Annotated in this window: 12 protein-coding genes and 1 pseudogene; 5 read left to right on the top strand and 8 right to left on the bottom strand. The window is 70.0% G+C overall.

Annotated elements, in window-relative coordinates; translation table 11 throughout:
• Window positions 1-6 precede the first annotated feature (6 nt).
• The 5 genes from ABGB18_RS21950 to ABGB18_RS21930 all read right to left on the bottom strand — a co-directional run bounded on the left by ABGB18_RS21950 (window position 7) and on the right by ABGB18_RS21930 (window position 3,871).
• Entirely contained in the window at window positions 7-939 is a 933-nt protein-coding gene (locus ABGB18_RS21950; RefSeq protein ID WP_347697421.1) for an ROK family glucokinase, read from the bottom strand.
• Window positions 940-954: 15 nt separating this feature from the next.
• Complete coding sequence (locus tag ABGB18_RS21945) at window positions 955-1,353, bottom strand: DUF5304 family protein (RefSeq protein WP_347697420.1); 399 nt, start codon at window positions 1,351-1,353, stop codon at window positions 955-957.
• A gap of 39 nt (window positions 1,354-1,392) precedes the next feature.
• Entirely contained in the window at window positions 1,393-2,601 is a 1,209-nt protein-coding gene (locus ABGB18_RS21940) for an ArsA family ATPase (protein ID WP_347697419.1), read from the bottom strand.
• A 1-nt stretch (window position 2,602) separates the two neighbouring features.
• Window positions 2,603-3,040: an SRPBCC family protein gene (locus ABGB18_RS21935; protein WP_347697418.1), complete on the bottom strand. Its 438-nt coding sequence runs from the start codon at window positions 3,038-3,040 to the stop codon at window positions 2,603-2,605.
• 63 nt (window positions 3,041-3,103) lie between these two features.
• Complete coding sequence (locus ABGB18_RS21930) at window positions 3,104-3,871, bottom strand: metallophosphoesterase (protein ID WP_347697417.1); 768 nt, start codon at window positions 3,869-3,871, stop codon at window positions 3,104-3,106.
• 147 nt (window positions 3,872-4,018) lie between these two features.
• Between ABGB18_RS21930 and ABGB18_RS21925 the strand changes: the two genes are divergently transcribed.
• Both ABGB18_RS21925 and ABGB18_RS21920 read left to right on the top strand, forming a co-directional pair.
• Window positions 4,019-5,767 (top strand): AMP-dependent synthetase/ligase, encoded by a 1,749-nt coding sequence (locus tag ABGB18_RS21925; protein ID WP_347697416.1) that lies wholly within the window; start codon window positions 4,019-4,021, stop codon window positions 5,765-5,767.
• A 365-nt stretch (window positions 5,768-6,132) separates the two neighbouring features.
• On the top strand, window positions 6,133-6,558 hold the full coding sequence (locus ABGB18_RS21920; RefSeq protein ID WP_347697415.1) for a hypothetical protein: 426 nt from the start codon (window positions 6,133-6,135) through the stop codon (window positions 6,556-6,558).
• A 75-nt stretch (window positions 6,559-6,633) separates the two neighbouring features.
• Here ABGB18_RS21920 and ABGB18_RS21915 read toward each other — a convergent pair.
• Window positions 6,634-6,798, bottom strand: a pseudogene (locus ABGB18_RS21915) (DeoR family transcriptional regulator); the annotation flags it as partial.
• A gap of 92 nt (window positions 6,799-6,890) precedes the next feature.
• On the opposite strand from ABGB18_RS21915, the gene ABGB18_RS21910 reads away from it, so the two are divergent.
• The 3 genes from ABGB18_RS21910 to ABGB18_RS21900 are packed head-to-tail and all read left to right on the top strand — an operon-like array spanning window position 6,891 to window position 9,963.
• Window positions 6,891-8,177 (top strand): ABC transporter substrate-binding protein, encoded by a 1,287-nt coding sequence (locus ABGB18_RS21910; RefSeq protein ID WP_347697414.1) that lies wholly within the window; start codon window positions 6,891-6,893, stop codon window positions 8,175-8,177.
• Window positions 8,177-9,049 (top strand): sugar ABC transporter permease, encoded by an 873-nt coding sequence (locus ABGB18_RS21905; RefSeq protein WP_347697413.1) that lies wholly within the window; start codon window positions 8,177-8,179, stop codon window positions 9,047-9,049. Before ABGB18_RS21910 ends, ABGB18_RS21905 begins: the two co-directional genes overlap by 1 nt.
• Window positions 9,046-9,963 (top strand): carbohydrate ABC transporter permease, encoded by a 918-nt coding sequence (locus tag ABGB18_RS21900; protein ID WP_347697412.1) that lies wholly within the window; start codon window positions 9,046-9,048, stop codon window positions 9,961-9,963. Before ABGB18_RS21905 ends, ABGB18_RS21900 begins: the two co-directional genes overlap by 4 nt.
• 11 nt (window positions 9,964-9,974) lie before the next feature.
• Here ABGB18_RS21900 and ABGB18_RS21895 read toward each other — a convergent pair whose 3' ends face one another.
• Both ABGB18_RS21895 and ABGB18_RS21890 read right to left on the bottom strand, forming a co-directional pair.
• On the bottom strand, window positions 9,975-11,072 hold the full coding sequence (locus tag ABGB18_RS21895; protein WP_347697411.1) for a glycosyltransferase family 4 protein: 1,098 nt from the start codon (window positions 11,070-11,072) through the stop codon (window positions 9,975-9,977).
• The gene (locus ABGB18_RS21890; protein ID WP_347697410.1) at window positions 11,069-12,649 is read right to left on the bottom strand and encodes a M48 family metalloprotease; all 1,581 of its coding nucleotides are present in this window, start codon (window positions 12,647-12,649) and stop codon (window positions 11,069-11,071) included. The genes ABGB18_RS21895 and ABGB18_RS21890 overlap by 4 nt, the downstream gene beginning before the upstream one ends.

The raw sequence follows: 12,649 nt of genomic DNA, 5'->3' as shown, positions 1-12,649 counted from the left end.
CGGGCTCTACCGCAGCCGGGCCAGGTCGGCGGCGCCCACCATGCCGGCGGAGGCGCCCAGTTCGGCCAGCCGGATCTCGGCCAGCGGCCGGTGCCCGCGCCCGGTGAGCCGTTCGGCGTAGGCGCCGCGGGCCCGGTCGAGGAACAGGTCGGCGGCCCGGGAGACGCCGCCGCCGAGGATGAAGCAGCCGGGGTCGAGCACGGAGGCCAGGTCGGCCATGCCCTGGCCGAGCCAGTCGGCGAAGCTGGCGAACGAGGCCAGCGAGGCCTCGTCACCCAGCCTGGCCGCCTCGGTCACCTCCTCGCCCTCGATCGTGCCGCCGGCCAGCTCCAGCAGGATCCGCGCCCGCTCCGGATGGGCCGCGGCGATCTCCCTGGCCTCCTTGACGAGGGCCTGGCCGCTGGCGTACTGCTCCCAGCAGCCGACGTTGCCACAGCCGCACGGACGCCCGCCGGGCAGGACCTGCATGTGGCCCATCTCGGCGCCCATGCCCCAGCGGCCGCGATAGAGGGCGCCGTCGAACACCAGGCCGCCGCCGATGCCGGTGCCGAGCGTGATGCACACCACGTGGGACTGGCCCCGGCCGGCGCCGAACCTGGTCTCGCCCCAGGCCATGGCGTTGGCGTCGTTCTCCACCACGACCGGCAGGCCGACCAGGCCGCTGATCTTCTTCTGCAGCGGCTCCTCGCGCCAGGCCAGGTTGGGGGCGAAGCGCACCATCGACCGGGTCTCGTCCACGAACCCGGCCGCGCCGACCCCCACGGCCTCGATGTCCCTGCCCGCGGAAAGCTCGCGAACGACGTCGGCCACCGTCGCCGCCACCACGTCGGGACGGTCGGCGGCGGTCGGCCTGAGAGTCTGTTCGACGATCTCGCCGTTCTCGTCGACCACACCCGCGGCGACCTTCGTCCCGCCGATGTCGACACCGATCGTGAGCATTGCCCCGTTTTCTCCCTATCCCAGATCTATGTGTTCGACATCGCGGCGCCGGTCACGATCGCGGTCGCCGTCGCGGGGCCCGCGGGGGGCCGGCCTGCTCAGCGCGTCGAGCGCGCCGCGGAAGGCGGCGAACAACTCGCCGCCCGCGGCCACCAGGTGGCCGGTCACGTCGGAACCCGACTCACGCTGGGCCGCGATGGCCCGGCATACCGGGCAGGCGCGGCAGATGTATTCGTCGTGGGGCTCGGACACGGCCTCCTCCCACACGTCCCGCTCCCTGCGCCCGCCGCCGGTGAACGAGTTGAGCACACTCTTGCCGACCTGGCGCGTGGCCCGCCCCTGGATCGACTCGAACAGCTTGCGCGCCTCGTCGGCGACGGTCCCGATCGGGTCTCTTTCGTTACTCTCGGTCATCTGGCCCTCCCTGCTCATGGGGTCGCTCATCCACTCAACTCATGAAGTGCCGGATTCGCTCCCCGAGGTAGACCGTAATCCAGTGTCCGCGTCTTCGGGCGCGTCTTCCGGCGCGGCGAACCGGACGCGGAGGGCGCCGTCGCGGAGTGTCGCGCCACTGATCCGCCTGCGGGCCAGCGCCGCGGGCAGGGCCAGGATCCGCCGGTACGGCCCGGCGGTGACGATCAGCTCGTCGCCCTTGCGGGCCAGGTCGACCTCGCCCCGAGCGGCGCCGGGCAGGGCCAGGGCCAGCTCGTCGGCGCCCAGCCGCAGCGGCGGCTCGACGGCGTGGGGGGCGAACGGGTCGCGCCCGCCGTACATCGCCTCGCCCAGCTCCGTCAGAGCCTGCCTGCCGACGGGCTCGGCGGGCAGGTAGGGGACGACGTGGATGGGCAGCGGCGCGAACGACTGCTCCGCCTCGGTCAGCAGCCTGGACTGCGCCTCCACCCACTGGGTGCGCCAGTCGTCGGCGCCGCCCGGGGGGAAGACCCGGTTGGCGATGACGGCGTCGACGCGGTAGCCGTAGAGACTGAGGGAGGTCAGGGTGCGCCTGGCCTCGGCGAGCACCACGGACTCCGGCGTCAGCACGAGCCGCACGGAGGCGTGGTCGCCGGTGAGCAGCTCGCGCACCTCCATCAGGCCGCGGTGGAAGCGCTCGCCCGCGCTCATGACCTCCTCGCCGGGGGCGCTGACGTGGGCCACGCTGCGGACGAACGGCGACACCAGCCGCATGACCCTACGGCCGACCGGCATGAGTTTGGTGACGTGCCAGTCGAGCGCCTCGGGCAGGGCCAGCAGCCGCAGCGTCTCGGCGGTGGGCGCGCAGTCGACCACGACCACGTCCCAGCCGTCATGGGCGTGCTCGCGCAGCTCCAGCAGGGCGATGATCTCCTCGGCGCCGGGCAGCACCGTGATCTCCTCGGAGGTGACCTCGTCCAGGCCCAGCTCGGCCAGCAGCCCCTGGGCGTAGTCGCGCAGCTCGCCCCAGTGGCGCTCCAGCGACTTCTGGGTGTCCACCTGGTGCAGGTGCAGCCCGGGGGCGATCTCGCCCGGCTCGACGGCGAGCGCGTCGGCCAGCGAGTGGGCGGTGTCGGTCGAGACGATGAGCGTCTTGAGGCCGCGCCCGGCGGCGAGCGTGGCGGTGGCGGCGGCGGCGGTGGTCTTGCCGACGCCGCCCTTGCCGGTGAAGAGCAGGACCCGCGGACTCAACTCAACGCCCCTCGACGCGCTTCTTGAGACCCTTGAGCGCGGTGTCCACGATGACCTTCTCCGCCTTGCGCTTGATCATGCCGATCATCGGAACGCTGAGGTCGACCGTCAGCTCGTATGTCACGTCGGTGCCACTGCCCGTCTCCGTGAGCCGGTAACTCCCGCGCAACTCGGCGACCATCTTGCCCGGCTCGACCACCTGCCAGCTCACGCCGTCGCCGGCCTGCCAGGTGTAGCCGAGGGTGTAGGTGTCGCTGATCATGCCGGCGTCGAGGGCGAACCGCACCGTCTCGGGCCTGCCGTCCGCGTCCGTGGTGAGGACCTCGGCGCTCTTGACCTGCCCCGCCCATTCGGGGTAGCTGGGGAAGTCCGCGATGACCGCCATGACCTCGGCGCGATCGGCGCTGATGGTGGTACTCGACGTGGTGCGATCTGCCATGCGACCACGGTAGTGCAGAATCCGCCGGTTGCGGCGGAACGCCGGACTCGCGGTCCGGGCAGGTCACCATTCGAGCACGTACGGAACGCCTCTCCCCCGGAAGTGGCCCACGTTCACGCATTCGGTGCGTCCCACGCGCGTGCGCCCGCGCAGGGGGTTGTGCACGTGGCCGAACAGCGCGTATCGCGGCTGGGTGCGCCTGATCAGCTCCAGGGTGGCCTCGCTGCCCCGCTCGAACCGCCTGGCCACCACGTCGTAGAGCAGCTCGGGCACCGCCGGCGGGATGTGGCAGCACAGCACGTCCACCTCGCCGACCGCCTCGACCTTGGCCGCGAACTCCTCGTCGGCCAGCTCGTACGGAGTGCGGTAGGGGGTCTTCAGCCCGCCGCCCACGAACCCGAACCGCAGCCCGCCGATCTCCGCCACCTGCCCGTCGAGCACGTGGTGCCCGGGACGCGCGTAGTCGGCCCACAGGCGGGGGATGTCGACGTTGCCGTAGGTGAGGTAGGCCGGGGTGGGCATGGCGGCGAAGAGGGTTTCGTACTGGACGCGTACGTTGCGCTCGATGTGCTCGCGGGGGTCGCCGTCGAGCGTGGCCCACAGCCGCGCGGACAGGGCTCTGGCCTCGTCGAACCGCTTGGCCGTGCGCAGCCCGATGAACTCGGCGGCGTTCTCCTCGCCGAACAGGTCGGCGAAGATGCCCTGCGCGTGGTCGGCGTAGTCGATGAAGAGGATCAGGTCACCCAGGCAGACCAGGGCGTCCGCGCCGTCGCCCGCCCTGGCCAGCGCCTCGGCCCGGCCGTGCACGTCGCTCACCACATGGACCCTCATGGGCAAATCCTAGGCGCCCACGCCTGGGCGCCCGGCGCGGCGGTGGCTGCTAGCGTGAGGAATGCCCCACGAACGGCGGCAGACAGGCTACCGGCGCGTAACTTTACCCGGTAACGTCCAGGCGTCCCCTGGAAGAGGAGTTTGTTCGTGCGCGAGTACAGCGTTCCCGTTCTGGTCGATGTGCCCGCCTCCGCGAGCCTGGCCGACACGGTCTTCAAGCGGGCCGTGCAGGAGCCGGGCGCCGTGGTGATGCGGCGCAAAACCGACGCCGGCTGGCCGGTGGTCACCGCGGCGGAGTTCCGTGACCAGGTGGTCGAGGTGGCCAGGGGTCTGATCGCGGCGGGCATCGAGCACGGCGACCGGGTCGCGCTGATGTCGCGCACCCGCTACGAGTGGACGCTGGTCGACTACGCCGTCTGGGCGATCGGCGCGGTCACCGTGCCGATCTACGAGACGTCGTCGGTCGAGCAGGTCAGGTGGATCCTGTCCGACAGCGCGGCCAAGGCGGCGTTCGTCGAGCTGGACGCGCACGAGCAAACCGTCCGCGAGGCGGCGCCCGAGCTGAAGGCGATCTGGCGGGTGGACGGCACGCTCGCTGGCGGGGAGGTTCCAGGCTCGGCGGTCGAGGAGCGCAGGAAGCGGGTCACCGTCACCGACCTGGCCACGATCGTCTACACCTCCGGCACCACGGGCCGGCCCAAGGGCTGCCGGATCACCCACGACAACCTGCTGTTCACCGCCCTCAACGTGCTGCGCGGGCCGCTGGAGCCGCTGTTCGCCATCAAGGAGCCGGCGGCACTGCTGTTCCTGCCGCTGGCGCACATCTTCGCGCGGATCATCCAGGTGGTGCTGATCGAGGCGGGCGCGATCATGGCCCACACCCCCAACATGAAGAACATCGCCCCCGACCTGCAGGACTTCAAGCCGACGTTCCTGCTGGGCGTGCCGCGCGTGTTCGAGAAGGTCTACAACGCCGCCGAGCAGAAGGCCATCGCGGGCGGCAAGGGCAAGATCTTCGCCCGCGCGGTGGACACGGCGGTGGCCTGGAGCCGCGCCGAGAGCGCCGGCGGCGCGCCGCTCGGGCTGCGGCTGCGGCGGGCACTGTTCGACCGGCTGGTCTACGGCAAGCTGCGCGCGGCCACCGGCGGGCGGCTCTTCGCGTCGGTGTGCGGCGGCTCGGCGCTGGGCGACCGGCTCGGCCACTTCTTCCGGGGCGTCGGCATCGAGGTCTTCGAGGGCTACGGCCTGACCGAGACCACCGCGCCGTGCTCGGTCAACATGCCGGGCGCCAACAAGATCGGCACCGTGGGCAAGCCGCTGCCCGGCGTCTCGCTGCGCATCGCCGGCGACGGCGAGATCCTGGCCAAGGGCAGGCACGTCTTCCACGGCTACTGGAACAACGACGCCGCCACGGCCGAGGTGATCGACCCCGACGGCTGGTTCCACACCGGCGACGTGGGCGAACTGGACGCCGACGGCTACCTGCGGATCACCGGGCGCAAGAAGGAGATCCTGGTGACGGCGGCCGGCAAGAACGTCGCCCCCGGGCCGCTGGAGGACGCGCTGCGCGCCCATCCGCTGATCTCCCAGGCCATGCTGGTGGGCGACGGACGGCCCTTCGTGGCGGCCCTGATCACCCTCGACCCCGAGGCCCTGCCGGCCGGCGCCGCCGCCAAGGGGCTCCGCTCGGACCCGAAGGTGCTGGCCGAGATCCAGGGCGCGGTGGACCGGGCGAACCTGTCGGTGTCGAAGGCCGAGCAGATCAAGAAGTTCGTCATCCTGGACAGGGACCTCACGGAGGACAGCGGGCATCTCACGCCGACGCTGAAGGTCAAGCGCAACCTGGTCATGCGCGACTTCGCCCAGGAAATCGACGACCTGTACGACACGCACTGACCCTCCGTACGACACGCGCTCCCGCTTGCCGCCAGGGTGCGGGGCCTGACCCACGCCAGGTCCTCCACCACTGCTGGCTGCCGCTCTCCGACGTCGCCCTTCGCGCACACGAGGCCGCCGACTTCAGTTTGCCGGATTTTTTACAGAATAACCCCATAAATAGCGCTATGGCCATCTGAAAATTGACGTCATGACATTTGGGGATGATTTCAGGCGCAGACCCCCAACATGCCTCCTGACCAGGGGAATCTTCTTTCGACTCTGGCCTTTGAGCGATGATCCGAGGGGTATCCTCTTGGCAAAGAAGCGGGACCGGAGATCGCTAACATCCCCGGTCCCTTACCCACAAGATAGGGGAGATCAACATGAGCATCAAGGAAGCCGGCCTCGAATTCGGCACGAAGATCGAGAATGAACTGATCCAGATCCGGACCGACCTGCAACTGCTCGGGGAGGATCTCACGCACCGCATCAACGGCGTCGACAATCGCGTCAAAGAGCTCGACGCCAAGTGCGAAGCCAGATTCTCGATGATCGATCTCAAGATCGTCGACCTACAGGAGCAGGTGCAGGCCCTCCAGGAAGGCCAGAAGACCCTCCAGGAAGGCCAGAAGACCCTGCAGGAAGGCCAGAAGGAGTTGCAGGAAGGCCAGAAGGTCACCTCCGCAAGCCTCAAGACCCTGCAGGAAGGCCAGAAGAGCCTGCAGGAAGGTCAGAAGGCGTTGCAGGTGACTCAGACTGAGATGATGCAGATTCTCGTCGCCATGCAGCGCAAGCTGGACGTCAACTGATCTTGCGCTGAAAGGCGGGCCTGGTTTTCACAGGCCCGCCTTTCTCGTGTCCGCCGGGGCGTCGCTGCCGGTGGCTCAGCCGGGTTCGATGGTGGCGAGTTGCACGAGCAGCGCCGTACCGGGTGCCCGCACCCGATGGGGCTCGGCGTCCGTGATGAGCACGTCGGCCTCCCCCAGCTCGGCGATGGTGCTGATGCCCACCGTGCCCCACTTGGTGTGGTCGGCGGGAACGACGAGGCGGTGCGTTGACAGTCGGAAATGTTCGCTTTTCGATGAATGAAGGTGAGCGAACTCGGGGGAATTTGAAGGGTCCGGCAAGGGAGGAACCCACCATGGACCAACGTCTGCCGATCTCCCGCCGCCATCTCCTGCTTGGCGCGGCCGCGTTCGGCGTCCCCGCCGCCCTCGTGGGATGCGGCTCCGACACACCCGCCCCCGCCCCGGGCGGCCCGGCCTCGGGCAACCTCAGCACGGTCACGATCGGCTCGAACGCCTCCGACGAGATCCCGAAGAAATCCCTCGGAACCCAGGTCAAGGCCTTCACCCAGGCCGCGACGAAGATCAACACTGTGGACCACAACACCTTCCAGGAGAACATCAACCGCTACCTGCGGGGCACGCCCGAGGACGTGTTCACCTGGTTCGCCGGATACCGCATGCAGTTCTTCGCCGAGCAGGGGCTGGCGATCGACATCTCGGACGTGTGGCGGGAGATCGGCGCGGACTACACGCAGGCGTTCAAGGACCAGTCGACCGGCACCGACGGCAAGCAGTATTTCGTGCCGTCCACCTACTATCCGTGGGCGGTCTTCTACCGCAAGAGCCTCTGGCAGGAGAAGGGGTACAAGCCCCCGGCCACCCTGGACGAGTTCACCGCGCTGGCCGGGAAGATGAAGGCCGACGGGATCATCCCGATCGCCTTCGCCGACAAGGACGGCTGGCCGGCCATGGGCACGTTCGACATCCTCAACATGCGCACGAACGGCTACGACTTCCACATCTCGCTCATGGGCGGCAAGGAGTCCTGGACCGACCCGAGGGTCCGGCAGGTCTTCGACACCTGGCGCGGGCTGATGGAGTTCCACCAGCCCGCCGCGCTCGGCCGTACGTGGCAGGAGGCCGGGCAGTCGCTGGCGCAGAAGAAGACCGGGATGTACCTGCTCGGCATGTTCGTGGCCCAGCAGTTCCCCGAGGCCGACCGCGACGACCTCGACTTCTTCACCTTCCCCGAGATCAACCCGACGTACGGCACCGACTCGATCGACGCCCCCATCGACGGCTACATGATCTCCGCCAAGGCCAAGAACGTGGACGGCGCCAAGGCCCTGCTCAAGCACCTGGCCCAGGCCTCCTCGCAGAACATCGCCACCAAGCTGGACCCCGGTACGCTGGCGGCCAGTTCCAAGGCCGACACCTCCGGCTACAGCGCCCTGCAGAAGCGCGGCGCGGAGCTGGTGTCGCGGGCCACGCACATCGCGCAGTTCCTCGACCGCGACACGCGGCCCGACTTCGCCTCCACCGTGATGATCCCGTCGCTGCAGACGTTCGTCGGCAAGCCGGACGAGATCGACCCCTTGCTGGTGAACATCGAGAAGCAGAAGGCCAACATCTTCCGCTGATGGCCGCCAAAACCCGTCGCTACTCCGCCCGCGACGTGACCATCCTGGTCATCGGGCTGGGGGTGGCCGTCGTCGTCAACGTTGGCCTCATCTGGGGGCCCACGCTGGCCTCCATCGGGCTGTCCGGCACCGACTGGAGCGGCATCGGGCCCATCGAGTGGGTGGGCGGGCAGAACTACCACGATCTGTCCGCCGAATATCCGCCGTTCTGGTCGGCCGTCCGCAACAATCTGCTGTGGCTGGGCTTCCTGGGCCTGATCGCGACCCCGTTCGGGCTGTTCTGCGCGGTGCTGCTGGACCGGCGGCTGCGGTTGTCGCGGGTCTACCAGAGCGCGCTCTACATGCCCGTCGTACTATCGCTCGCCGTAGTCGGCTTCATCGCCCAGCTCGTCTACTCCTCCGACTACGGCGTGCTGAACGCGGTGACCGGGCTGAGCGTGGACTGGCTCGGCGACAGCTCCATCAACATCTGGGTGGTCATGGTCGCGGCCGCCTGGCGGCACGTCGGCTATGTCATGATCATCTATCTCGCCGGGCTGAAGGCGGTCGATCCGGCGCTGAAGGAGGCGGCCGCGATCGACGGGGCCAACGAGCGGCAGTCGTTCTTCCGGGTGGTCTTCCCCACCCTGCGGCCCGTCAACGTGATCGTGCTGGTCATCACGGTGATCGAGGCGCTGCGCGCGTTCGACATCGTCTATGCCATCAACAAGGGCAGGAACGGGCTGGAGCTGCTGTCCGTGCTGGTCACCGAGAACATCGTGGGCGAGGCGAGCAGGATCGGCTTCGGCTCGGCGATCGCGGTGATCCTGCTGGCGATCTCGCTGGGGTTCATCGTGACCTACCTGTCGCAACTGTTCAAGGAGGAGCGATGACGCCCACCGCGCCCGCCGCCGCCCCTCCCTCCCAGGCCCAGCCTCCCCCGGCGCGGCGTCCCGTGCGGCCGCTGCGGGTGCTGCTGCACGTCTTCCTGGTGCTGGTGGCGCTGGGGTGGCTGCTGCCGCTCGCCCTCGCCGTGTACGCGTCGCTGCGCCCCTACGAGGAGACCGCCCGTCTGGGCTACCTCTCGCTGCCCGAGCACCTCACACTCGACTACTACGGACAGGCGTGGAGCCAGGCCGAGCTGCCGCACTACTATCTGAACACGTTGATCATCGTCGTGCCCGGCGTGGTGATCACGTTGTTCCTGGCGTCGTTCACGGCGTTCGCGATAGCCCGGCTGCGCGTCCCGGGGCGCAAGATGCTGCTGATCGTGTTCACCGCCGGGAACCTGCTGCCGCCCCAGGTGCTCATCACGCCGCTCTACACCGTCTACACCCTGATCCCGCTGCCCGGGTGGCTGTCGGACTCCCAGTCGCTCTACGACTCCTACCTGGGGTTGATCCTCGTCCACGTGGCGTTCCAGTTCGGTTTCTGCGTCTTCGTGATGGCGAACTTCATGCGCACGATCCCCGAGGAGATCAGCGAGGCCGCGCTGGTGGACGGGGCGGGGGTGTGGAAGCGGTATTGGCGGCTGACGCTGCCGCTGTGCCGGCCGGTGCTGGCGGCGCTGTCCACCCTCCAGTTCACCTGGATGTACAACGACTTCCTGTGGGCGCTCGTACTGATGTCCTCGGGCGACAAGCTGCCCGTCACCTCGGCGCTGAACAACCTGCGCGGCCAGTTCTTCACCGACTACAACCTGCTGGCAGCCGGGTCGGTGCTGGTGGCGCTGCCGACGCTGATCGTCTTCCAGCTCCTGCACAAGCAGTTCGTCGCCGGCCTGACGCTGGGGTCGACGAAGGGCTGAGGATCCCCGATTCAGAGGAGGGTGTGGAAGCGGGCCGCGACCTGGTCCCAGGCCCATTCGCGGGCGATCCAGTCGCGGCCGCGCGCGCCCATCTTGCGCGCCTTCTCCGGGTCGCCCAGCAGCTCGACCACGGCCTGCGCGATCTCCGCCACGTCCGTGCCGTCCACGACCAGCCCGGTCTCGCCGGGCCTGACGGCGTCGGGCGCGCCGCCGGACGCTCCCGCCACCACCGGCAGCCCGGTCGCGGACGCCTCCAGGAACACGATCCCGAGCCCCTCCACGTCCACCCCGTTCCACCGGGTACGGCACGGCATCGCGAACACGTCGGCGGCCGCGTAGTAGCCGGGCAGGCTCGCGGCCGGCACCGTGCCGGCGAACCTGATCGACTCCCGCCCCGCCGCCAGCCGCTCCAGGGTGCCCCGGTAGGGGCCGCCGCCCACCAGCAGCAGCACCGCCTCCGGCACCGACCGCAGCACCAGCGGCCAGGCCCGGATGAGCTGGTCCTGGCCCTTGCGCGGCACCAGCCGGGACACGCAGGCCACGACCGGGCGGCCTGCCAGGCCCAGCTCGGCCTTGGGTGCTCCGGGGTGGAACTGGGTGACGTCCACGCCCGGCGCGAGCCGTACGAGCTTGGCCGGCGGGATGACGGCGGCCAGCCGCTCGCGCGTGTACTCGCCGAGGTAGGTGACCACGTCGGCGTGCTCCCCGATCCTGCGCAGCGTGGCGCGGAACCCCGGCGCGCTCGCCCACGACGCCTCGTGCCCGTGGGTGAGCATCACCACGCGCCGCGCGCCCGCCCTGCGCAGGCGCGGGGCGAGCAGGCCGAGCGGCGCCGCCGCGCCGAACACGACGGTTTGCGCGCCGTGCTCGGCCACCAGCCCGGCCGCCCGGCGCGCGACGTCCGGGGTGGGCAGCATGAGCCGCGTCGGGTGCCGGACGACGGAGAACGGCTGGCGCCGGTCGAACTCCGCGCAGCCCGGCCAGGCGGGAGCGTAGACGACCAAGCCCGGCGTGCGCAACGCCAGCCCGTGCACGAACGACTGGATGCCGCCCGGGCGCGGCGGGAAGTCGTTGGTGACGATGACCACACTGGTCGCGGCGCCTGTCACGGCACTGGGACGCCGTTCAGCTTGGCCCATGCGCGAGCCATGGCGATGCGCTCGGGGCTGGAGGGATGGGAGGCATACAGGACATATTCCACCCCGTCCGGCGACAAGTCGGAAATATTAGTGATCGCCAGGCGCTTCTGCATGGCGATGAACGTGGCCGGATCCCTCGTGATGTCCAGCGCGTGGGCGTCGGCCCGGGCCTCGATGTGCCGGCTGATCAGGTTCTGGGCAGGGCCCATGAGCAGCGAGCCCAGGGTCATCAGGCCCATGAGCGCGCCGACCGCGCGCGGATCGATGATCGAGGTGACGCCGGCGCTCCGCCGTACCGGGCCGAAGACCAGGAACAGCAGGATCGCGCCCAGCGCCGCGCCGAGGCCGCCGACGAACGTGCCGTAGAGCACGTCGTTGTGCTCGGCGTGGCCCAGCTCGTGCGCCACGACCAGCTCCACCTCGGGCTCCGGGGCCTTGAGCAGCGTGTCGTAGACGACGATCCGGCGTGTGGCGCCGAAGCCGGACACGTACGCGTTGAGCGCGGTCGTCCGGCGCGAGGCGTCGGCGACCAGCACGTCCTCGACCGGTACGCCGTCACGCGCGGCCATGGCCAGCAGGTTCGTCCGCAGCGAGCCCTGGGGCATGGACGTGAAGTCGTTGAACACCGGCTCGATGACCACCGGATACACGAACGACGCCACCACCACCAGCCCGAACACCCCCGTGGCGGCCGGGATCCACCAGCGCCGGACCTTGCGCGCCAGTGCCACCAGGACCAGCAGGGTCAGGGCGAGCAGGAACGTCTCGATGCCGAAGTTCTTGAGCCGGTCGGCGGACCAGCCCGCCCAGTCCTGGGTGGACAGGCCGTAGTCGCGCAGAAGCGTCTCCGACCACATGCCGAGCGGCCACTTGATCACCTCGGCGATCAGGCCGATCATCACGACGCCCAGGATCACCCGCAGCCACCGCGGGCCTCTCAACCGGCCCAGGACCTTCGCTCCGAACGGGGTGGCGACCAGCACCGCCGCGAACGCGATGGTGATGATCAGCGAGAGGTGGCCGGGCAGGCTCGTGGCCGCGTCGAACGCCTGCGCCCGGGCGATCTGCGCGGCGGTGAAGTCCCTGGCGGGGTCGGGGGGCCCCGCGGCCAGCACGTTCCACGGGGTGCCGAACCCGGCCACGGCCACGGCCCCGGCGGCCAGCAGCGCCAGCGCCACCCCGGCCTGCCGCCTCAGCCGCGGGCCGTCGGCCCCCTCGTACCTCAGCCCTTCACCGCTCTTCACGGACACGCCTTCAGGATGCCCCCGCCCAACCCCCTCCGTCTCCGCCACACCCCGTCCAAGCCCCTGTGTCTCCCCGGCGTCCTGCCACTCCGCCCCTGGAGCGGCCCGCCCGTCGTCCAACCGGTCCACCCCTGCCGGGCGCGCCCCGCCCCCGGGCCGCTCCACCCCCGCGGGGCTCGCGCCGTCGCCGGGCCGTTCGGTGCTCGGCCGGGCGGTGTTCGGGGTGTCGGTGGCGGCGGGGGATGGAGCGCCGGGATGGGCGCCCTCCTGCGATGGGTCGTCCGTTTCTCGCCGTTCGCTCAT

Origin of the sequence: Nonomuraea sp. B12E4, assembly GCF_039871825.1 — a bacterium.
Lineage (GTDB): Bacteria > Actinomycetota > Actinomycetes > Streptosporangiales > Streptosporangiaceae > Nonomuraea.
Note: the sequence above shows the minus strand (reverse complement) of the source record. Positions and strands in the feature narration are given on the sequence as shown.

What these genes read in the sequence shown, in the direction of transcription:
- ABGB18_RS21950 (WP_347697421.1), bottom strand. Translation starts at nt 939, where the DNA reads ATGCTCACGATCGGTGTCGACATCGGCGGGACGAAGGTCGCCGCGGGT.
- ABGB18_RS21945 (WP_347697420.1), bottom strand. Translation starts at nt 1,353, where the DNA reads ATGACCGAGAGTAACGAAAGAGACCCGATCGGGACCGTCGCCGACGAG.
- ABGB18_RS21935 (WP_347697418.1), bottom strand. Translation starts at nt 3,040, where the DNA reads ATGGCAGATCGCACCACGTCGAGTACCACCATCAGCGCCGATCGCGCC.
- ABGB18_RS21930 (WP_347697417.1), bottom strand. Translation starts at nt 3,871, where the DNA reads ATGAGGGTCCATGTGGTGAGCGACGTGCACGGCCGGGCCGAGGCGCTG.
- ABGB18_RS21920 (WP_347697415.1), top strand. Translation starts at nt 6,133, where the DNA reads ATGAGCATCAAGGAAGCCGGCCTCGAATTCGGCACGAAGATCGAGAAT.
- ABGB18_RS21910 (WP_347697414.1), top strand. Translation starts at nt 6,891, where the DNA reads ATGGACCAACGTCTGCCGATCTCCCGCCGCCATCTCCTGCTTGGCGCG.
- ABGB18_RS21905 (WP_347697413.1), top strand. Translation starts at nt 8,177, where the DNA reads ATGGCCGCCAAAACCCGTCGCTACTCCGCCCGCGACGTGACCATCCTG.
- ABGB18_RS21900 (WP_347697412.1), top strand. Translation starts at nt 9,046, where the DNA reads ATGACGCCCACCGCGCCCGCCGCCGCCCCTCCCTCCCAGGCCCAGCCT.
- ABGB18_RS21890 (WP_347697410.1), bottom strand. Translation starts at nt 12,649, where the DNA reads ATGAGCGAACGGCGAGAAACGGACGACCCATCGCAGGAGGGCGCCCAT.